Origin of the sequence: Roseicitreum antarcticum (assembly GCF_014681765.1) — a bacterium.
Lineage (GTDB): Bacteria > Pseudomonadota > Alphaproteobacteria > Rhodobacterales > Rhodobacteraceae > Roseicitreum > Roseicitreum antarcticum.
This window is the reverse complement of the sequence record NZ_CP061498.1, coordinates 1,402,214-1,423,335: the sequence shown is the minus strand read 5'-3', so window position 1 is coordinate 1,423,335 and position 21,122 is coordinate 1,402,214. Positions and strand designations below refer to the sequence as shown.

At 65.2% G+C, this 21,122-nt stretch carries 17 protein-coding genes; 12 read left to right on the top strand and 5 right to left on the bottom strand.

What is annotated here, in order from left to right:
* The first annotated feature begins 40 nt into the window (after window positions 1-40).
* A complete protein-coding gene (gene putA / locus H9529_RS06810; protein WP_092888006.1) occupies window positions 41-3,499 on the top strand; it encodes a bifunctional proline dehydrogenase/L-glutamate gamma-semialdehyde dehydrogenase PutA in 3,459 nt (1,152 codons plus the stop codon).
* Window positions 3,500-3,740: 241 nt separating this feature from the next.
* Here the strand turns inward: putA and H9529_RS06805 are convergent, their stop codons facing one another.
* Window positions 3,741-4,466: a hypothetical protein gene (locus H9529_RS06805; RefSeq protein ID WP_092888009.1), complete on the bottom strand. Its 726-nt coding sequence runs from the start codon at window positions 4,464-4,466 to the stop codon at window positions 3,741-3,743.
* 227 nt (window positions 4,467-4,693) lie between these two features.
* On the opposite strand from H9529_RS06805, the gene H9529_RS06800 reads away from it, so the two are divergent.
* Both H9529_RS06800 and H9529_RS06795 read left to right on the top strand, forming a co-directional pair.
* Entirely contained in the window at window positions 4,694-4,966 is a 273-nt protein-coding gene (locus H9529_RS06800) for a hypothetical protein (protein ID WP_092888012.1), read from the top strand.
* Between the two features lie 4 nt (window positions 4,967-4,970).
* A complete protein-coding gene (locus H9529_RS06795) occupies window positions 4,971-5,573 on the top strand; it encodes a hypothetical protein (RefSeq protein ID WP_092888015.1) in 603 nt (200 codons plus the stop codon).
* A 204-nt stretch (window positions 5,574-5,777) separates the two neighbouring features.
* Here the strand turns inward: H9529_RS06795 and tkt are convergent, their stop codons facing one another.
* The gene (gene tkt / locus H9529_RS06790; protein ID WP_092888018.1) at window positions 5,778-7,796 is read right to left on the bottom strand and encodes a transketolase; all 2,019 of its coding nucleotides are present in this window, start codon (window positions 7,794-7,796) and stop codon (window positions 5,778-5,780) included.
* A gap of 178 nt (window positions 7,797-7,974) precedes the next feature.
* On the opposite strand from tkt, the gene H9529_RS06785 reads away from it, so the two are divergent.
* A complete protein-coding gene (locus H9529_RS06785; RefSeq protein WP_092888021.1) occupies window positions 7,975-8,529 on the top strand; it encodes a hypothetical protein in 555 nt (184 codons plus the stop codon).
* Entirely contained in the window at window positions 8,519-8,911 is a 393-nt protein-coding gene (locus H9529_RS06780; protein ID WP_092888024.1) for a cell division protein ZapA, read from the top strand. Before H9529_RS06785 ends, H9529_RS06780 begins: the two co-directional genes overlap by 11 nt.
* A 50-nt stretch (window positions 8,912-8,961) precedes the next feature.
* Here the strand turns inward: H9529_RS06780 and H9529_RS06775 are convergent, their stop codons facing one another.
* A complete protein-coding gene (locus tag H9529_RS06775) occupies window positions 8,962-9,603 on the bottom strand; it encodes a thiamine phosphate synthase (protein WP_397544887.1) in 642 nt (213 codons plus the stop codon).
* Window positions 9,604-10,035: 432 nt separating this feature from the next.
* Between H9529_RS06775 and H9529_RS06770 the strand changes: the two genes are divergently transcribed.
* The 3 genes from H9529_RS06770 (at window position 10,036) to H9529_RS06760 (ending at window position 13,684) form a co-directional block, all read left to right on the top strand.
* Window positions 10,036-10,794: an RNA methyltransferase gene (locus tag H9529_RS06770; protein ID WP_223814321.1), complete on the top strand. Its 759-nt coding sequence runs from the start codon at window positions 10,036-10,038 to the stop codon at window positions 10,792-10,794.
* A gap of 263 nt (window positions 10,795-11,057) precedes the next feature.
* Entirely contained in the window at window positions 11,058-12,200 is a 1,143-nt protein-coding gene (gene ctaA / locus H9529_RS06765) for a heme A synthase (RefSeq protein ID WP_092888029.1), read from the top strand.
* A gap of 11 nt (window positions 12,201-12,211) precedes the next feature.
* Window positions 12,212-13,684: a carboxypeptidase M32 gene (locus H9529_RS06760; RefSeq protein WP_092888032.1), complete on the top strand. Its 1,473-nt coding sequence runs from the start codon at window positions 12,212-12,214 to the stop codon at window positions 13,682-13,684.
* Window positions 13,685-14,106: 422 nt separating this feature from the next.
* Here the strand turns inward: H9529_RS06760 and H9529_RS06755 are convergent, their stop codons facing one another.
* Complete coding sequence (locus H9529_RS06755; RefSeq protein WP_092888035.1) at window positions 14,107-14,370, bottom strand: hypothetical protein; 264 nt, start codon at window positions 14,368-14,370, stop codon at window positions 14,107-14,109.
* Window positions 14,371-14,557: 187 nt separating this feature from the next.
* Between H9529_RS06755 and H9529_RS06750 the strand changes: the two genes are divergently transcribed.
* Window positions 14,558-15,151 carry a TetR/AcrR family transcriptional regulator gene (locus H9529_RS06750; RefSeq protein ID WP_092888038.1) on the top strand — a complete coding sequence of 198 codons (594 nt, stop codon included), beginning with the start codon at window positions 14,558-14,560 and terminating at the stop codon, window positions 15,149-15,151.
* A gap of 224 nt (window positions 15,152-15,375) precedes the next feature.
* Window positions 15,376-16,806: a Glu/Leu/Phe/Val family dehydrogenase gene (locus H9529_RS06745; protein WP_092888266.1), complete on the top strand. Its 1,431-nt coding sequence runs from the start codon at window positions 15,376-15,378 to the stop codon at window positions 16,804-16,806.
* Window positions 16,807-16,986: 180 nt separating this feature from the next.
* Here the strand turns inward: H9529_RS06745 and xseA are convergent, their stop codons facing one another.
* Window positions 16,987-18,639, bottom strand: coding sequence for an exodeoxyribonuclease VII large subunit (gene xseA / locus H9529_RS06740; RefSeq protein WP_092888041.1), 1,653 nt, complete (start codon window positions 18,637-18,639; stop codon window positions 16,987-16,989).
* A gap of 76 nt (window positions 18,640-18,715) precedes the next feature.
* Between xseA and purD the strand changes: the two genes are divergently transcribed.
* Window positions 18,716-19,987 carry a phosphoribosylamine--glycine ligase gene (gene purD / locus H9529_RS06735; protein WP_092888043.1) on the top strand — a complete coding sequence of 424 codons (1,272 nt, stop codon included), beginning with the start codon at window positions 18,716-18,718 and terminating at the stop codon, window positions 19,985-19,987.
* Window positions 19,988-20,044: 57 nt separating this feature from the next.
* Window positions 20,045-21,121 carry a patatin-like phospholipase family protein gene (locus H9529_RS06730; RefSeq protein WP_092888046.1) on the top strand — a complete coding sequence of 359 codons (1,077 nt, stop codon included), beginning with the start codon at window positions 20,045-20,047 and terminating at the stop codon, window positions 21,119-21,121.
* Window position 21,122: the final 1 nt, after the last annotated feature.

Below are 21,122 nucleotides of genomic sequence, written 5' to 3'. Positions count from 1 at the left end.
TGTATTTTTGATAATTCAGGAAAAAATAGGGGGTTTATACATGCCACGTCCTGAACACCACACGAACAGCCACACCGTAACCTATGACAGCCTGAGAGAGGAAGGGGCCGCGCTGCGCGAGACCGTGGCAAACGCCGGGCTTGACCGCGCCGCGCGTGACCGCATTTCCGCCAGCGGCAGCGATCTGGTCCGCCAGATCCGCGCCAGTGCGAAGCCGGGGTTGATGGAGGTGTTCCTGGCTGAATATGGTCTGTCCACCGATGAGGGCATCGCGCTGATGTGCCTGGCCGAGGCGCTGCTGCGCGTCCCCGATGCCGATACGATGGATGCGCTGATCGAGGACAAGATCGCGCCGTCCGACTGGGGCAAGCACCTTGGGCATTCTTCCTCCAGCCTGGTGAATGCCTCTACATGGGCCTTGATGCTGACGGGCCGGGTGCTCGACGACCGCAAGCCGGGGCTGGCCACGCAGTTGCGCGGCGCGGTCAAGCGCCTGGGTGAACCCGTCATCCGTACCGCCGTGGGGCGTGCCATGAAGGAAATGGGCCGCCAGTTCGTGCTGGGGGAAACCATCGAGAGCGCGCTGAAACGCGCCGCCGGGATGGAAGCGAAGGGCTATACCTATTCCTACGACATGCTGGGCGAGGCGGCGCGCACCAATGATGATGCGCTGCGCTATCACGCGGCCTATTCGCGCGCGATCCGGTCGATTGGCGGGGCGGCAACCTCGCGCGATATCCGCGACAATCCGGGCATCTCGGTCAAGCTGTCTGCGCTGCATCCGCGCTATGAGGTCGCGCAGCGTGCCCGCGTGATGGAAGAACTGGTACCGCGCGTGCTGGATCTGGCGCGGTTGGCGGCAAGCTATGGCATGGGCTTCAACATCGACGCTGAAGAAGCCGACCGCCTTGCGCTGTCGCTGGAGGTGATCGAGGCTGTGCTGTCCGACACCCGGTTGGAAGGCTGGGACGGGTTTGGCGTGGTGGTTCAGGCCTACGGCCAGCGCGCGGGCGCGGCGATTGACTGGATCTATGACACGGCGACACGGCTGGACCGCCGCGTCATGGTGCGGCTGGTCAAGGGTGCCTATTGGGATACCGAGGTGAAGCGCGCGCAGGTGCTGGGGCTGCCGGGCTTTCCGGTCTTCACCAACAAAGTGGCGACGGACGCCAATTACATCGCCAATGCGCGCAAGCTTTTGGGCATGACCGACCGGATCTATCCGCAATTTGCCACGCACAACGCCCATACCGTGGCCGCCGTGCTGGACATGGCGGGCAATGACAAAGGGGCGTTCGAGTTCCAGCGCCTGCATGGCATGGGCGAACGCCTGCACGACATCGTGCTGTCGGCCAACAAGACCCGGTGCCGCATCTATGCCCCCGTGGGGGCGCACAAGGACCTGCTGGCCTATCTTGTGCGGCGGCTGTTGGAGAACGGCGCGAATTCCAGCTTCGTCAACCAGATCGTGGACGAGACCGTGTCGCCCGAAACTGTCGCCGCCTGTCCGCTGACGGCGGCCGAGGGGCTGATCAGCCCCAACCCGGTGGTGACGCTGGGCCCCGATCTGTTCGCGCCGCAGCGCGTGAACTCGCGCGGCTGGGACGTGACCGATGCGGGTGATCTGGAAGGGATCGAGGCGGCGCGCGCGCCCTTTGCGACCGCGCAGTTCACCGCCCGGCCCATGGGTGCTGCGGAAATGCCGGGCGCGGCACCCGTCACCGTGGTGAACCCCGCGAACCCCGGCGATACGCTGGGGCAGGTGGTCCCGGCGACGGCGCAGGACGTGCAGGCCGCGCTGGCCGCTGCAACCGTCTGGGACGCGCCAGCGGCGGAGCGGGCTGCGGCCCTGAACCGCGCCGCCGACCTCTATGAGGAGAACTTTGGCGAGATCTTCGCCATTCTGGCGCGCGAGGCCGGTAAATCGCAGCTCGACGCGGTGGGCGAAGTGCGCGAGGCAGTGGATTTCTTGCGCTACTATGCCGCGCAAGCGCTGACGCTGGAGGCATCAGCACGGGGGCGGATCACCTGTATCTCGCCCTGGAACTTCCCGCTGGCAATCTTTACCGGCCAGATCGCGGGCGCGCTGGCCGCAGGCAATGCAGTGCTGGCCAAACCCGCTGAACAGACGCCGCTGGTGGCCGCTGCTGCCACCGCGCTGCTGCACCGCGCGGGCGTGCCGCTGGGTGCGCTGCATCTGCTGCCGGGCGATGGTGCGACGGTGGGGGCGGCGCTGACCTCGGACCCGCGCATCAATGGCGTGGCTTTCACCGGCTCGACCGATACGGCGCTGATCATCCGCAGCGCCATGGCGGCCCATCTGGACCCTTCCGCACCGCTGATCGCGGAAACCGGCGGGCTGAACGCGATGATCGTCGATTCCACCGCCCTGCCGGAACAGGCGGTGCGCGACGTGCTGGCCAGCGCCTTCCAATCGGCGGGGCAGCGCTGCTCGGCGTTGCGCTGTCTGTATATCCAGGAGGATGTGTCGAAGCACTTCCTCAGCATGTTGTCAGGCGCGATGGACGAGTTGTCGCTGGGCGACCCATGGCACCTGTCCACCGATGTCGGCCCGGTGATCGATGCCGACGCCGCAGGCAGCATCCGCGACCATATCGCCAAGGCGCGGGCCGAGGGCCGGATCATCAAGGAATTGCGCGCGCCGAAGGCCGGGCACTTCGTCGCCCCGACCGTGATCCGCGTCGATGGCATCCATGACCTGAAGCAAGAGGTCTTTGGCCCCGTTCTGCATGTCGCCACCTTCCGGGCGCGCGATCTGGACCGGGTGATCGGTGCGATCAACGACACCGGCTATGGTTTGACCTTCGGCCTGCATACCCGGATCGACGATCGGGTGCAGCATGTGGTGGACCGCATCCGCGTCGGTAACACCTATGTCAACCGCAACCAGATCGGCGCGGTGGTCGGTAGCCAGCCCTTTGGCGGTGAGGGATTGTCGGGCACCGGGCCAAAGGCCGGCGGGCCGCATTACGTCCGCCGTTTCGCCGATGCACCCGCGCCGATGAGCGGCAGCGACTGGGCGCAAGCCACGACGCAGGCGGCGGTGCAGAACGCGCTGGATGGGGCGGTCGTGTCGGATACGGCGCTATCCGAGCAACTGCTGCCCGGGCCGACCGGTGAAAGCAACCGTCTGTCCGATTTCGCCCGCGCGCCCCTGCTTTGCATGGGACCGGGCGCGGCGGCGGCAAAGGCGCAGGCCAAGGCCGTGCGCGCCCATGGCGGTGTCGCCGTGACGCTGACCGGCGCACTGCCGCCCGAGGCGCTGACCCGGCTGCATGGCTTCAGCGGCGCGCTTTTCTGGGGCGATTCCGACACGGCGCGTGGCTATACCAAGGCATTGGCCGGGCGGACCGGCGCCATTGTGCCGCTGATCGCAGGCGCCCCGGACGCCGCCCACGCGGTATTGGAGCGGCACCTGTGTGTCGACACCACCGCGTCGGGGGGCAATGCCGCGCTGCTGGCCGAGGTCAGCGGGTAGGGCAGGGGCACCTGCCAAATGTGACCTCAAAAGGGGGCGTGGATGTAAAACACGCCCCCACCGGGACGTCGGGTCGGGCGCAGCGCGGCCAACAAAAAAGCCAGAGGGCTGATGTTGCATCAGCGCACCCTGGCTCAGGTTGTTCACCCCGACACGTTATGCCCCTATAAGGATGTGCCTCGGGTCGGGAGGACGCATGCCATGCTCCGTCGGAAACGGCGCGCAGCATGCAGGGAGAGTCTCAGGAACTGGAGCCCTGGAAGAACGCCACATAGGCCAAGCAAACGCTGACGAGGGTCAGCGCACTTTTCCAGCCGCCACGGCTGCGATCCTTGTCGCCCAGCACCAGAGGTGCACGATGGGTGCGCGCGGTTTTCGCCATTTTGACGGGCCCGGTCTTGCGCTCCATGTAGAAGGCGTTGTTGATCAGCGCAGCCTGGCAAGCTTGCTTGAAGCTGCTTTCCGACGCGGGCGCCTTCAGCGTCACATCACACAATTGCATGCGCAGCGTCGAGAAGTCGCTGGCTGCCACACTGGACGAGGTGACGATCACCGGCAGATCCGGTGCAGCCGCACGCAGCGCAAACCCGATGTCGCACAATGCGTCCACGTCTTCCAGCGCGTCGGCATTCACCAGCAACATCGCTTTCGCCGTTGAGTTGCGCTTCAGCCAGGTCAGTGCTTCTTCGTGCTTTTGCACCCGGATGGTCACGCCACCCATGTCAGTCATCCAACCGCGGAAATATTGCAGACATTCGGCCTTTGCACCCAGCACCAGCAGGGTGTAACCTTCAAGTACGCCGTTGGGAGATTTGCGGCTGAACCGACCGAACAGGTCGTTCGCCAGCGAAGCCGCACCACGGGTTGCGCTCGAAGGTGTCACAGCCGCTTTTGCTGCCACGTCAGGCGTATTCGCGCCATGGGCAGGCGCCGCAGTCAGGCCCATCGATTGCTTCAAACCCATCATAAGACTCACTCCTATGCGTCAGATACAACTGTAGGATGCACAGACGCCCGCTTGGATTGCAACCAAAAAATGCCAAATTGAGCCTAAATGTTCGCGATTTGCAAAATGCGTGTCTCAAAATGGGAATTTCCGTTGCTGAGATGGGGGTTTCGCGCTAATTTTACAGGGGGTTGGGGGAGTTTCACATTGGTAGTTGGTATTTTGAACACATGAATCCGCAGTATAAAATGATCGCACAACTTCGGCAGGTTCTGATGGGGATGGAGCGGGATCTGGGCCTCGATGTCCTTAATCCTGTGGAGCGGGACATCATCTGCGCGCTGGCCGAGATCGCAGAAGGTTGCAAAACCGCCGTGCGAACCGAACAGCTTTGCGCGCATGAACTTCTGAGCGCGGTTCCGGCCTCGAGCCTGCATCGCGCGTTGCGCGGGCTGCTGACCCGGGGCTGGATTTCACACCCCGAAGGCCGCAAGGCCGGTCTGTTCATGTTGGTCAGGTAGGGAAATGGCCATCAGATCACCCAGTCTGGTGGTTTTTCTGCGGCTCATCAATGTCAGTATGGTTGCGTCGCTGACCTTCATCGTGGCGCACCAGATACAGCGTGTGGTTGTATCGGAGGGGTATCACCTTGAGTCAGGCGGCAATGCCGTTGAATTTCAGGTGTTCAGCCTGATCCATGGCGTTCGCATGGGATTCGCCTGGATGTATGGATGGTGCAGCGTGCCACTGCTGTTGCCTGCGCTGATCTACCATTCGATCTATTTCAACGGATGGGCGCTACCGTCGGTGGCCTTCGTCGTGACCTCGCTCATGGTGTCGCTCAGCGCGCCGCTTGCGTTGCAGTTCATCCGCTTCGCGGAGGCCAAACCCGCCACCATGACTCCAAGCCCGACCGAATGGCGTGTGGTGTTCGTCGCTGGGGTCATGTCGGCGGCGCTGAACGGGATGATCTTGCAATATTTCTACGGAGCCGCAGGCGCAGCGCAGGCTGCGATCTGGGGCGCGCTGCGCTGGATGGCGTCCGACACATTGGGCATGATGGCGGCCGCGCTTGTGATGTGGGTGACCTTCAAGATTTTCGAGATAAAGCCACCCCACAGCCCTTGATGCGGCATCAGGCGCGGGGGGACTTGTCGGTGGGGACGGGCACCGCCTGCCGTCCCCCATGGTCGAGGTATCGTTGCGGGGCAAGAGGGCAGAGGTCTCAGCATATCACAAAACGAAAAAGGTTGCGTCGGCAGGTGACCGACGCAACCAGGTTTTCCATTCGATTCGACCCTGCCCGTGCAACCGGGCCGAGGGTTGGAGGCGTCAGAGCAGGGCACGCACCTTGTCGGCCACAGCCTGCGCGGTGATGCCGAATTTCTCATACAGCTCTGGCGCGGGACCTGAGGCGCCGAAATGCGGCATGCCCACGAAATCACCCTTGTCGCGGCGACCACGTTCGCCGAACAGCCACTGGTCCCAGCCGAAGCGGACACCCGCCTCGACCGCGACGCGGACCGGACCGGCAGGCAGCACGCGGCGGCGGTAGGTTTCGGGCTGTGCCTCGAACAACTCCCAGCAGGGCATGGAGACAACACGGGTGCCGATGCCGCTGGCCTCCAGCAGGTCGCGGGCGGCAAGGGCGATTTCCACCTCGGACCCGGTGGCCATCAAGATCGCCTGACGTTTGCCCGTGGCTTCGCGCAGCACATAGGCACCCTGCGCGGTCAGGTTCTTGTTGGTATGCTCCAGCCGCACCAGCGGCAGGTTCTGCCGCGACAGCGCCAATACCGACGGCGTGCTGTTGGTGGTCAGCGCCAGTTCCCATGCCTCGGCGGTTTCTACCGTGTCAGCGGGGCGAAAGACCCAGGTGTTGGGCGTGGCGCGCGAGATTGCCAAATGTTCCACCGGCTGGTGGGTCGGCCCGTCTTCGCCCAGCCCGATGCTGTCATGCGTCATGACATAGACCACCGGCAGTTGCATCAGCGCCGACAGCCGCATCGCACCGCGCGCGTAATCGGTAAAGCACATGAAGGTACCGCCATAGGGCCGGATGCCGCCATGCAGCCACAGGCCGTTCATCGCCGCACCCATGCCATGTTCGCGGATACCGTAGTGGACATAGCGCCCCTTGCGGTTTTCGGGGTTGAAGATCCCCAGGTCGGCGGTCTTGGTGTTGTTCGATCCCGTTAGGTCGGCGGAGCCGCCGATGGTTTCGGGCATGATCGGGTTGATGACCTCCAGCGCCATTTCGCTGGATTTGCGCGTGGCGACCTTGGGCGCCGATTCCGTCACCTGTTTTTTGAAGGCGCGGATGGTTGCGGCAAGTTTCTTCGGCGCCTCGCCGGTCAGGCGGCGGGTGAATTCGGCCTGTTTTGCGCCCGAAAGGGCCGAAAACCGGGTCTCCCACGCAGTGCGTGCCTCGGCCCCGCGGGCGCCGATGGCGCGCCATGCGTCCAGCACGTCGGACGGCACTTCGAACGGGGCATGCGGCCAGCCGTAGATATCCTTGGTGGTGGCGATTTCCGTGTCGCCCAGCGGCGAGCCGTGCGCCCCCGACGTACCCTGTTTTGCCGGGCTGCCAAAGCCGATGATGGTCTTGCAGTCGATCAGCACGGGGCGATCGGATTTCTTCGCTTCCGTCAGGGCACGGTCGATATCGGCGGGGTCATGCCCGTCGCAGGCCAGCACATGCCAGCCTGCCGCAGCAAAGCGCCCGTGCTGGTCGGTGATGTCCGACAGGCTGACCGCGCCGTCGATGGAAATGCTGTTGTTGTCCCACAGCACGATCAGTTTCGACAGCTTCTGCATGCCCGCCAGCCCGATGGCCTCGTGGCTGATGCCTTCCATCAGGCAGCCGTCGCCCGCGATGGCATAGGTGTAGTGATCGACGATCTTCGCGCCGTGTTGCCCGCGCAGCGCTTCCTCGGCCATGGCAAAGCCTACCGCATTGGACAGACCCTGTCCCAGCGGGCCGGTCGTGGTTTCCACGCCCGTCACATGGCCATATTCCGGGTGCCCTGCGGTGATCGCGCCGAGCTGGCGGAAGTTCTTGATCTGGTCCAGCGTCATGTCCTTGTACCCGGTCAGGTACAGCAGCGCATAGATCAGCATCGACCCGTGCCCGGCTGAAAGGATAAAGCGGTCGCGGTCGGCCCAGTCAGGGTGGTTTGCGTCGAATTTCAGGTGGTTCTGGAACAGAACGGTGGCCACATCGGCCATCCCCATGGGCATGCCAGGGTGTCCGGATTTGGCGGCTTGCACTGCGTCCATGGCCAGCGTGCGGATCGCTGCGGCTTTCATCCAGTGGTCGGGGTGGGTTTCGCGCAAGGTGGTGATGTCCACGGCGATTGATCCTTCGGCTTGGTAAAGATGCCCCCTGATACCAGCCGTTTCGGCAATATCAAGCACGCACTGAACAGCCTCGGTTGGAAAGGCGGATGTTAGTGGATAACCTGAGGTTTGAACTTTTGCCCGGATGGAATGATTCGGGCAGGGGTAAGAACGTCAGGAGTCAATACGTATGAGCGATCTTGCTGAGTTGGAGCGCCGCATCTCTGCCGCGCTGGACCGCATCGCGCGGCGCGCAGATATGTCCCAGTCCGTTTCACAACCTGCGTCCCAGCCGGTGTCATCGGGTTCTTCCGCCGCATCGGGGCCTGCGGGTGCCGGAGGGGGCGGGGATGCGGGGGCCGTGCTGGCTGCGCTGCGGGCCGAACTCAGCGCCGAGCAATCCACCAATGCCCAACTGACTGAACGGGTTCACCAGTTGAAGCAGCGGCAGGACAACACGATCTCGCAACTGGAACGCAGCATGGCGCGGCTGACCGAGCAGTTGGATCTGCAAAGCCTTGAACTTCTGCGCCTGAAGAAGGCAAATGCAAAGCTGGTTTCTGCCAATGCCGCGCTGCGTGACACCCAGGCCGCTGGGTATCCGGAGGGGCAGGTGATGAACCGCTCGCTCTCGGCCGAGCTGGAAGCATTGCAGGCCGAGCGCCGCGTGGAGATCGCCGAGATGGAAGAAATACTTGCCGAGTTGAAACCCCTGTTGAGCGCGGAGGCCTCCCATGCCGGATGAAACCATCACCATCGGCGGCAAGCAGTTTCAGGTCGCCTGCCAGCCGGGGCAGGAAAGCTTCCTGCAAGGCGCGGCGCAATTGCTGGATGTCGAGGCGACAACGCTGCTGTCGCAGATCGGCCGCCTGCCCGCCGAAAAGATGCTCCTGATGGCCGGTCTGATGCTGGCCGACAAGACGGCGGGGCGCGCCGATGAGTTGCGCGCGCTGCAAGATCAGGTGTCGGCGCTGGAAACCCAGATATCGACCTTGCAAAGCCGACCCTTGCCGATGCCTGAACGCATCGAAGTGCCGGTGGTGCCGCAGGCGGTCACCGATACGCTGGCCGAACTTGCTGCCCGCGCCGAGGCTTTGGCCGACCAGTTGGACGACCGCCCGTCCTGAGGTGCGGGCCTTGGATCCGCGACGCGCCCAAAGTCGCGCCGCAATCCTGGTCAGATCCGGGCTGCAAGGGCTTTGAGCGTTGCGGCCGGGTCGTCGCTGGCCCAGATCTCTTCGCCCACGCCAAAGAAATCGGTGATGGGCGACAGGTCGGTGATCAACTGGGGTGTCAGCGCACCTTCGACGACGCAGGGCACTTCGATCATCTCGGACCACCATTCCAGAATCTCGGGGTCGACGCGGCTGCCGTCGCCCAGCCCGGTATCGCCGACCGGGCCGAAGGCGATGTAATCGGCCCCTGCCTCGGCAGCGGTCATCCCTTCATGGCGTGAGGTGCCGCAGAAAGTGCCGATCACGGCGTCCGGTCCCATCCCCTCGCGCAGTTTGCGCAGGTTTTGGCGCGCTGTGGTCAGGTGAACACCGTCGAGGCCCAGCCGGTCCACCATCAGCACATGGTCGGCGATGACCAGCGCGATGTCGCGGGCATGTGCCACGACGCGCAGGGCATCCGCCGCGCGGGCGATGGCATCCTCATCTTGCGTGGCCATGTGCAGGCGCAGGCAGGCCACGGGCGTCGCGTCCAGCACCCGGGCCAACTGGTCGGGAAAGGTGTCCAGCGTGAAAGCGGGCGGGGTGATCAGGTAGATCTGCGGTGCAATGCGGTCGATGGTTTCGGTCATGGCGCTTCCCAGCATAGGTTTTGTCCCTTCTATCGGTCAGGGCTGCCCGCCACAAGCGGGCGCGGCAAGAGTGTCATTGCCCGGTGTTGGTGCAAGGAACCTGTCTGAGGTGGCCTTTTGCGGGGCTTGTGTGAGGCGTTCGCGCCGGATGCCTGCATATCGCGTCCGTTTCCGGCGTCTGTGTCTGGTGTCTGGTGTCTTTATCGGGCGGTCGGCCCGAGCGTCCTGGCCCGTGCTCGATCATTGTCACGCGCCCTCAGGGTCACGTCAGCCTTGTCTCCTTGTCCTTTCGGTCGTCCATATTGGCTGCGCCATGCGCCCAGCCCTCTTGCCCGGCTGCGCCGGCCCGGGTATGGCACAGCCCCAGCGACCAGAATGCCCGTGACCAGAATGCCCAGCGACCAAGAGGCCCGTGACCAAGAGGCCCGTGACCAAGAGGATAGTGCCGTGCTCCCCGTTCAGACACCTGATGCCCCCCAGACCCCACTGGTCGTGCTGGTCCGCCCCCAGATGGGCGAGAACATCGGGGCGGCGGCGCGGGCCATGCTGAACTTTGGCCAAGATACCATGCGTCTGGTCGCCCCGCGCGATGGCTGGCCGAACCCCAAGGCCGTGGCCATGGCCAGCGGCGCCAGCCCGGTTCTGGACCGCGCGGGCGTATTTGACGATCTTCCCACCGCGCTGCGCGATTGCGATTATGTCTTCGCCACCACGGCGCGCGGGCGCGGCCTGGCGAAGCCTATCCTGACGCCCGAGCACGCCATGGCGCAGGCGCGCGCGCTGATCGGCGCGGGCAAGAAGGTGGCGGTGCTGTTCGGTCCAGAGCGCGCTGGGTTGGAGAATGACGACGTGGCCCGCGCCAATGCGATCATTACCGTGCCGGTAAACCCGGCGTTCTATTCGCTCAACCTTGCGCAATGCGTGCTGCTGATGGCCTATGAGTTCCAGCGCCAGACCACCGATACCCCGCCCGAGGTGATGGCGTTTGCAGGCACCGATTTCGCCAACGGGCTGGAGTTGGAGAAGCTGGGCGACCATCTGGAGGAACGGCTGGACACCGCAGGCTTCTTCTTTCCGCCCGACAAGGCACCGCATATGAAGCTGAACCTGCGCAACATGCTGTCACGCTGGCGCATGACCCGGGCCGATGTGCAGACGCTGCATGGCGTGCTGCGCAAGTTGGTGCGCGGGCCGGGGCCTTCCTGAAGGGGCTTTGACGCCCGGCCGGGGACACGCGCGCCAAGGCTTGGCACCGCAGGTGCCTTTGTGGCTGATCCCGCGGGCCCGTGTCTCAGGCGTGCGCACTGCCCGCCTGTGCCGCCCGCGCCCGCCCGCTCCAGAGCTTTCGCCGCCCGGTGCTGTGCGTGCCCAAACCGCCCGCCCCCTGCGGCATGGGCGGCCTTGAACCCGGCGCGGGCACGCTCTAGCTTGCGGCCAGATGCAAACGCAGATCAATGTCGGAGAAGGCAATGCCCCCCAAACGCAGCATTTTTGAAGAGGTGGGCGATGGCGGCAAGGCCCCGGCCCCCCGCGCCGCGCCCGGCGGCATCGATCGCGCCCCCAAGGGCGCGCGCGGCGCGATCCGGGTCTGGCTGCTGATCCTGTTCGCGCTGGTGGTGGTGATGATCGCCGTGGGCGGCATGACGCGGCTGACCGACAGCGGGTTGTCTATCACCGAATGGCGGCCCGTTACCGGGGCCATCCCGCCGCTGTCGGCCGCCGAATGGCAGGCCGAATTCGACCGGTATCGCCAGATCGACCAGTACGAACTGGTCAACCGGGGCATGTCGCTGGCCGAGTTTCAGATAATCTACTGGTGGGAATGGGGGCACCGCCAACTGGGCCGGGTGATCGGGCTGGTCTGGGCGCTGGGCTTCGTATTCTTCTGGGCGACACAGCGCATCCCTACGGGCTGGACCCCGCGCTTGCTGATGCTTGGGGCCCTGGGCGGTCTGCAAGGTGCCATTGGCTGGTGGATGGTCGCCTCGGGGTTGACCGAGGGGATGGTTGCTGTCGCCTCATACCGTCTGGCGGTGCATCTGGGGCTGGCCTTTGTCATCCTGGGCGTGATCGCGTGGTACAGCTTCTTGCTGAACCGGACCGACGCGGCGCTGATGCAGGCGCGCCGGGTGCGCGAGGGCAAGCTGTTCTCTATGACCACCGGGGTGATGCATTTCGCCTTGCTGCAAATCTTGCTGGGCGCGCTGGTCGCGGGGATCGACGCGGGGCGCGGCTATACCGACTGGCCCTTGATGAACGGTGTATTTTTCCCGCCCGAGGTGTTTGACATGACGCCGCTGTGGCGCAATTTCTTTGAGAATCCCGCGCTGGTGCAGTTCATCCACCGCATGTCGGGGTATCTGCTGCTGGCTTTTGCCGTCGTCGTGTGGCTGCGCGGGCGCAAATCGCCGCATCCCGCGACGCGCGCGGCCTATAGTGCGATGATGCTGGTGATGCTGGGCCAGATCGTCCTGGGCATCGTGACCGTGCTCTATGGCGCGCCGTGGCAACTGGGCATCGCGCATCAGGCGACTGCCGTGCTGTTGTGGGTGCTGATCTTGCGTGCCCGCCATCTGGCGCAATACCCCCGCGCTACCGCTCTGCGTACATGAAGGATACCCCGATGACTGCATATGACGAGCTGATCGCGTTCACGCGCGAGACCGAGGCGTTGGCGCAGGTACAGGGCCGCCTTGGGTGGGATCAGGAAACCGTGATGCCGCGCGGGGCAGCCACCCAGCGCGGCGATGAAATGGCCGCGCTGGAAGGCGTATTGCATGCCCGCCGCACCGATCCCCGGGTTGCCGACTGGCTGGCTGCCGCGTCTGACGGGGGCGACCCGGTGCGCGCCGCCATGCTGCGCCACATCACGCGGTCCCATGCGCGCAACACCAAGGTGCCCGCAAGCCTGGCGTCGGAACTGGCGCGGGTGACATCGGTGGCGCAGGGCGTCTGGGCAGGGGCACGGGCGGCGGATGATACGGCCGCCTTCTTGCCGGTTCTGTCCCAGGTCGTGGCCCTGCGCCAGCAAGAAGCCGCGTGTCTGGCGGGGGAGGGGACTCTGTACGACGCGTTGATGGATGATTACGAGCCTGAAGCCTCGGCCAGCAAAACCGCTGCCATGTTCGACCGGATGCGCCCGCGCCTGGTCGCGTTGCGCGACGCGGTTCTGGGCGCGCCCACGCCGCCCGCGCTGACCGGCAGCTTTGCGGCCGAGGGGCAGATGGCGCTGGCCCGCCTGCTGGCAACCACCTTCGGTTATGACTTCACGCGCGGACGGCTTGATCTGGCCGTGCATCCTTTCTCCAGCGGGTCGGGTGCGGATGTGCGGATCACCACGCGGGTGGCGGCGGATGACCCGTTCAACTGTCTTTATTCCACCATCCACGAGGTGGGGCACGCGTGCTACGAGCAGAATATCGACCCCGATTTCGCGCTGACGCCGCTGGGGCAGGGCGTGTCGATGGGCGTGCACGAAAGCCAGAGCCGGATTTATGAGAACCAGTTGGGCCGTTCGCGCGCCTTCAGCGGCTGGCTGTTTGGCCAGATGCAGGCGCAGTTTGGCGGGCTGAGCGTCGGGGATGCCGATGCGCTTTATGCCGCGATCAACCGCGTGACGCCGGGCTACATCCGCACCGAATCCGATGAGGTGCAGTATAACCTGCACATCATGATGCGTTTCGATCTGGAACGCGCGCTGGTCGGGGGGGATCTGGCGGTCGCCGATCTGGAAGGCGCATGGAACGACCGTTTTGCCGCCGATTTCGGCGTGGTGGTGGACCGCCCGTCCAATGGCGTGTTGCAAGATGTGCATTGGTCCGTGGGGCTGTTTGGCTATTTCCCGACCTATACCTTGGGCAATGTCTATGCGGGCTGCCTTCACCAGACCCTGCGCGGTGATCTTCCCGATCTGGACGCGCAACTGGCGCAAGGCGATCTGCAAGCCGCCACTGGCTGGCTGCGTGACCGGGTGCAGCGGCCCGGCGGGTTGCACAGCCCCGCCGATACGGTTGCGGCGGCCTGCGGTTTTGCCCCGTCCGAAGGGCCGCTGCTGGATTATCTGGAGGCGAAGTTCAGGGCCCTCTACCGCCTGTAGGCTTGGTCAGGCCCTGGCCGCCGCCGTGTCATGGGCGCGCGCAATGGCCGTGGCCCAGGTCGCGCAGCACCCAACCGCCGCCCGATGCGGCACCGCTGACAGGACACCGGGAAGGTCATCTGAACGCTTACCCCTTTGGGGAAGGTTCCCGCTAGAACAAGAAATAATGACGCACGCGCCTTGGCAGATCAGGCAAAAGCGGCGTATTTCCCTGTCTGTGCCCACCACCTGAAACCAGCGTCCGCCCCAATGGGCGTCAAGCGCCTTCGTGTTGCACGGGCAGGCCGGCCTGTCCGGGGCGTTCGGGCTTGGCCCGCACACAGAAGACGCATCGCCTGTTCTCGGCACCGGAGGTCATTGGAATAACAGTTTCCCGACTCCCGGGTGGAAACCTGTCGCAGCAACGAGGTTTCAGCACTGTGTTACAGCTGATCGAGATCCAGCGCGCGCAGCCGGGCCGCCCGGGCGCGCAGGGCATTGGCCCGCGCGCTTTGTGCCGCATTCGCCTGCGTTTGCGCCGCAACCGGCGGAACGCCTGCAAGCACCGCGTCGATCGGCGCCAGACCGGGCGCAGGGATATTGGCGCGGCTGTCACGCGGCGGCAGCGGATCGCCCGCGCAGGCGCTCAGCAGCGCCGAAAGCAAGAGCGGCAGCGCCAGGTGGAAAGGGGCGGGGCGTATGGTCATGGGCTGTCCTGTGGCCGGTCCGGGGGCGTGACAACAACCTACTGCCAGCCGCCCCCCCGGCGCAAGCCTGCCGTCGCGCGCGCCCATGGATAAGCGCGGGGCAGGGGGGCGGTGTGACGCACTGAATCCTGAGGGCACGCGCGTCCTCCTCTTGAATTGAACGCCCGTTCATGGGCATTGTCGGACTATGGCGCGTAAACCCGGCTCCAAGGCAGAAATTACCGGCCCGCGTATCCGCGCAGCGGCCCTGCGGCTGTTCGCGCGCCATGGCTATGCGGCAGTCTCCATGCGGCAGATCGCGACCGAGGTGGGGGTGCAGGCCGGTGCCCTCTACCTCTACACGCCAGACAAGCAGACATTGCTCTTCGAGCTGATGCGCGGCCATATGGAGGACCTGCTTGCCGCGCTGGCAGCCGAGGTCCAGCCCGCTGATCCGGTGGCCGCGCTGGAAGGGTTCACCCGGTTTCACATCCGGTTCCACGCCGCGCGCTCGGATGCGGTCTTCGTATCCTATATGGAGTTGCGCAACCTGGAGCCTGCGAATTTCGCCCGGCTGGAGGGCCTGCGCCGCAGCTATGAGGACCGGTTGGAGGCGATCTTGCAATCGGGTCAACGTGCGGGCCAGTTCGCTGTTCCCGATACGAAGCTGGCCGCGCTGGCCCTGATCGCCATGTTGACAGGCGTCAACACCTGGTACCGCGAAGGCGGGCGCCTCAGCCTTGCCACGGTCGAGGCGCATTACTGGGACATGGTGCGCAAGGCGATGGGTGCGGTGGGCTGAGCGGCGCTGCGCGTGAACGCTGGCCCCTCGCGCGATGGGGTTTGCCAAAGCGGTTTCGTGCGGGCCTTTTTCCGTCGCCACTTGGCCATCCCGGGAAAAGTTGCTTTTCTTGACAATGGCTCCGGTTTTTCATGGACTGGAAACATCTGCGCGATAAGGCTTGCTGCAAATGGTGCTGTGGCGGCCTGTCGCAGGACCCCGTCCCGCACCTGGAGGAACCCAAAATGACAGCGCACGCAGAACCCGGCTTTCGCGAAAGCGTCGATCTGATGTTCAACCGCGCCGTGGCGCATATGGACCTGTCGCCCGGGCTGGCCCACAAGATCCAAATCTGCAACGCCACCTATACGGTGCGTTTCGGGGTACGGCTGCGCGGCAAGATCGAAACCTTCGTGGGCTACCGCGCGGTGCATTCCGAACATATGGAACCCGTCAAGGGCGGTATCCGCTATGCCCCCGAGGTCAACCAGAACGAAGTCGAGGCGCTGGCTGCGCTGATGACGTATAAATGCGCATTGGTGGAAACGCCGTTCGGCGGCTCGAAAGGCGGGCTCTGTATCGACCCGCGCAAATATGAAGAGCATGAGTTGGAACAGATCACCCGCCGCTTTGCCTATGAACTGGCCAAGCGTGACCTGATCCACCCCGCCCAGAACGTTCCCGCCCCCGACATGGGCACGGGTGAACGCGAAATGGCCTGGATCGCCGACCAATACGCGCGGATGAACACCACCGATATCAACGCCCGCGCCTGCGTCACCGGCAAACCGCTGAACGCGGGGGGTATCAAGGGCCGCGTCGAGGCGACCGGACGCGGCGTGCAATATGCCTTGCAGGAATTCTTCCGGCACCCCGAGGATATCAAGAAAGCCGGGTTCACCGGCAAGCTGGCGGGCAAGCGGATCATCGTGCAGGGCCTTGGCAATGTGGGTTACCACGCCGCGAAATTCCTGTCCGAGGACGACGGCGCGAAGATCATCGCCGTGATCGAACGCGACGGCGCCGTGCTGGATGACAAGGGCCTCAACATCGAGGATCTGCGCGCCTGGATCGCCGAACATGGCGGGGTCAAGGATTACCCCGGCGCGCAATATGTGGCCCAGGGCGCCCCAGTGCTGGAAACAGAATGCGACATCTTGATCCCTGCAGCGCTGGAAGGTGTTATCAATCTGTCCAATGCCGACCGCATTCAGGCGCCGCTGATTATCGAGGCTGCGAATGGTCCGATCACCGCCGGTGCCGATGAGATCCTGCGCAAGAAGGGCATCTTGATCATCCCTGACCTCTTCGCCAATGCTGGCGGTGTCACGGTGTCGTATTTTGAGTGGGTGAAGAACCTGTCACATATCCGCTTTGGCCGGATGCAGCGCCGCAACGAGGAAGCGCATCACCATTTGCTGGTCGATGAGCTGGAGCGTCTGTCGGCCGATCGTGGCTTGGGGTGGGAACTTTCGCCCGACTTCAAGACCCGCTTTTTGCAAGGCGCGGATGAGCTGCAACTGGTCCGGTCGGGTCTCGATGATACGATGCGCAACGCCTACCAGTCGATTGCCGAAGTGTGGAACAGCCGCAGCGACATCGAGGATATGCGCACCGCCGCCTTTGTCGTCGCGATTGAGCGTGTCGCGGCCAGCTACCGCGCCAAGGGGCTTTAAGGCACGCCGCGCTGGCCGGTGTTGCTGCGCTGGCCGGTGTTGCTGCGCTGGCCGGTGTTGCCGCGCTGGCTGGTGTTGCCGCGCTGGCCGGTGTTGCCGCGCTGGCTGGTGTTGCCGCGCTGGCTGGTGTTGGGGTGTGTTGGGGTCCGGGGCAGCCCGCCGAGCGCCCCCGGGCACCCGTCAGTCCGGGTCGAACAGGTTGGGCTGGCGCGGGGCTGTGGTATTGTCGTCAAGCTGCCGCTGAGGGGCCTTCCGCGCGCGCGCGGCGGGTTTTGGCACCTCGGGCAACGGCCCATCGTGCCCCGGATCTGTCGGGCCTCCAGCGCTTGCCAGCACCACATCCACCCGCGCGTCGGCAAACGCGACTTCCAGCGCCCGGTGCTGCCGCGTGGCCTGCGCGGTGGTGATGACCGCGCCTGACGCATCGCGCACCACCGCATAGCCGCGCGCCAGTGTCGCCTCATACCCCAAGGTCTGTCGCAGGCGTTCCAGCCCGTCCAGTCTGCGGTGGTGGTCCTGCATCTGGTTGCGCAAAGCCGCGTTCAGGCGCAAGCCCTGCTCGGTCAGCGCGCGGGTGTGGTCGCGCCGGGCGCGGGTCAGGCCATCCGCGCGCAAGCGTGGCGCCATAGCTTCCAACCTTTCGCGCTGCCGGACCAGCGTGCGTGCCAGCCCGGGCATCAAGCGCTCGCTGGCAACACCCAACCGGTCGCGCGCCCCTCCCAGCCGTTGGGTCAGGGCGCTGGGCCGCACGCCGGCGCTAAGCGTGTTCAGCGTCAGGCGTTTGTGGACCACCAGCCCGCGCAGGCTGCCCGGCAGGCGGTCGGCCCATTGGTCGAACCGCTGGCGCGCCGGCGCCATCAGCGTGTCGGGCCGGGGCAGGGCGCGGGCCAGATCGCGCAGCCGCTGCCGGCGCTGGCTGATGGTCTGCCCGCCCGCCCGGATCAGCCGCGCATCCAGCGCTGCCACCTGCGCCAGAAGGTCCGCGCGCACCGGCACGGCCAGTTCGGCCGCTGCCGTGGGGGTGGGTGCGCGCAGATCGGATGCGAAATCGATGAGCGTCGTATCCGTCTCGTGCCCGACGGCCGAGATCAGCGGGATCGTGCTGGCCGCGGCTGCGCGCACTACCGATTCCTCGTTAAAGCCCCACAGATCCTCGATCGACCCGCCGCCGCGTGCCACGATGATCACATCGGGGCGCGGCACCGGCCCGCCCGGCGCAATGGCGTTGAAGCCGTTGATCGCAAGGGTGACCTGTGGCGCGCAGCCGTCGCCCTGCACCGCGACCGGCCAGACGATGACGTGGACGGGAAAACGCTCGCGCACCCGGTGCAAGATGTCGCGGATCACTGCCCCGGTCGGCGAGGTGACGACCCCGATCACGCGCGGCAGATAGGGCAGGGGACGCTTGCGACCCGCGTCGAACAGCCCTTCGGCGCCCAACGCGGCCTTGCGTTTTTCCAGCATCGCCATCAGCGCGCCCGCCCCTGCGGGGGTGATGCTTTCGACCTGCAACTGGTATTTCGACTGCGGGCCAAAGGTGGTCATGCGGCCCGTCGCGATGACCTCCATGCCTTCCTCGGGGCGGATCGGCATCTTGGCGACCTGCCCCTTCCAGCTGACCGAGGCGATCACCGATCGGTCATCCTTCAGATCGAAATACATATGCCCGGTGCGCGCGATCATCACGCGCCCGACCTCGCCGCGCACCCGGACGCGGCCGAATTCGCCCTCGATCACCCGCTTCACCGCGCCCGACAGTTCCGACACCGTGAATTCCGGCGCGTTGCGGCCGGGGGTGTCGGGTCCGGGGATCGGGTCTTCAAACAGGTCCATGGCGGCTTGGTCTTTCTTGTCAGCGGCGTGCAATCACCTTAGAGGTGGCGCGCGCAAAGGCCAAGAGAGGGCGGCAATGAACATTCTGATACTGGGCGGTGGCGGACGCGAACATGCACTGGCATGGGCGATCAAGCAAAACCCCAAATGTGACCGCCTGATCGCAGCGCCGGGCAACGCCGGGATGGCCGATATTGCCGAGCTTGCAGATATCGACATTCTGTCGGGCAGCGATGTTGCCGCGTTTTGCGGGGATAATGCGGTGGATTTCGTGGTGATCGGCCCCGAGGGCCCGCTGGCCGCAGGTGTCGCCGACCGGCTGCGCGCTGCCGGGATCGCGTGTTTCGGCCCTTCTGCCGCCGCCGCGCAGGTCGAGGCATCGAAAGCCTTCACCAAGGAGATCTGCGCTGCCGTGAACGCCCCCACCGCAGCATACGCGCATTTCACCGATGCCGCCCGCGCCCGCGCTTATGTCACCCAGCAAGGTGCGCCCATCGTGGTGAAGGCCGACGGGCTGGCGGCGGGCAAGGGTGTTGTCGTCGCCGAAACCACTGATCAGGCGCTGGCGGCCATTGACGACATGTTCGGCGGCGCGCTGGGCAGCGCCGGGGCCGAGGTGGTGATCGAGGAGTTCATGACCGGCGAAGAGGCGAGCTTTTTCGTCCTTGTCGATGGTGAAACCGTGCTGCCCATCGGCACCGCGCAGGACCACAAACGCGCGTTTGACGGCGATCAAGGGCCGAATACCGGCGGCATGGGCGCCTATTCCCCCGCACCGGTGCTGACCGACGCGATTGCGCAACAGGCGCTCGATCAGATCATCCGCCCGACCATGGCGGAACTGGCGCGGCGTGGCACACCTTACCAAGGCGTCCTTTATGCCGGGCTGATGATCCGCGACGGGCAAGCGCGACTGGTGGAATACAACGCACGCTTTGGCGACCCCGAATGTCAGGTGCTGATGTTGCGGCTGGGCGCGCAGGCGCTGGACCTGATCCTTGCTTGCGCCGAGGGGCGGCTGGACGGGATTGAGGTGACATGGGCCGATGACCATGCGCTGACCGTTGTGCTGGCCGCCAGGGGCTATCCCGGGGCCTACCCGAAGGGCAGCGTGATCGGCGGGCTGGAGGGTCTTCAGGAAGACAGTTCCCACATGACCTTCCACGCGGGGACCAAGTCCGTTGACGGGCAGGTGCAGGCCCATGGCGGACGGGTGCTGAATGTCACTGCGCGGGCCGCAACTCTGGCGGAGGCGCAGGCGCGCGCCTATGGCATGGTGGACCGGCTCGACTGGCCGGAAGGCTTTTGCCGTCGCGATATCGGCTGGCGGGCGCTGGGCGGGGCGTAGCCCTGCGTCGCAGTGCTGTCACTTGATCTGTGCCGCGTTGCAGCATAGTGTTTGCGTATGGAAAAACCGAACACATCGCAGGCCCCGAAACCCGTCACCCTTGCCCTGCAAGGCGGCGGGTCGCATGGTGCGCTGACATGGGGGGTGCTGGACCGGATTCTGGAAGATCCCCGCATCAGCATCGCCGAGATCAGCGGGACCAGCGCGGGCGCGATGAATGCCATCGTGCTGGCCGACGGGTATGAGAGCGGCGGGCGCGAAGGTGCGCGCCGCGCCCTGCATGACTTCTGGAAAGCGATCAGCGACATGGCGCGGTTCTCGCCCATACAGCGCACGCCGCTGGACCGGCTGGTGGGGAATTACAACCTCGACGCCTCACCCGGGTATCTGTTTTTCGAGGGGATGAGCCGTATGTTCTCGCCCTACGACCTCAACCCCGCCGAGATCAACCCGCTGCGCGACCTGCTGGAACGGCAGGTCAATTTTGACCGCGTGAACCGCTGCCGCGATATCAAGGTGCATGTCACCGCGACCAATGTGCGCAGCGGGCAGGCGCGCATCTTCTCACGCGGGGGGGTGACGCTGGATGCGATCATGGCCTCGGCCTGTCTGCCGCAGATTTACCCGGCGGTAGAGATCGACGGCCAGCATTACTGGGACGGCGGGTTCAGCGGCAACCCCGCGCTTCTGCCCTTGATCGAGACGACGAGCACGGCAGATGTGATCATCGTGCAGATCAACCCCGTCATCCGGCGTGACCTGCCGATGACCGCGCGCGAGATCATCAACCGCACCAATGAGATCAGCTTCAACACCGCCCTCATCAAGGAATTGCGCGCGATCCACCTGATGCAGCGTCTGATCGCGGCGGAAGGGCTGGATGTCGGCCCCGCAGGGCACACCTATCTGCACCTGATCCACGCCGATGAGGAATTGCAGGACCTGGCAGCGTCAAGCAAGATGAACGCGGAATGGAGCTATCTGGAGCTTTTGTTCGGGCACGGGCGGCGCTGGGCCGATCAATGGCTGGAGACGCATTTCGACGCCATCGGGGAACGCGGCACGCTGGATCTGGACGGGTTGTTCCGCGACCCCGCAACGCCGACGGCCCCCGATCCCCACGACAAAGCCTGAG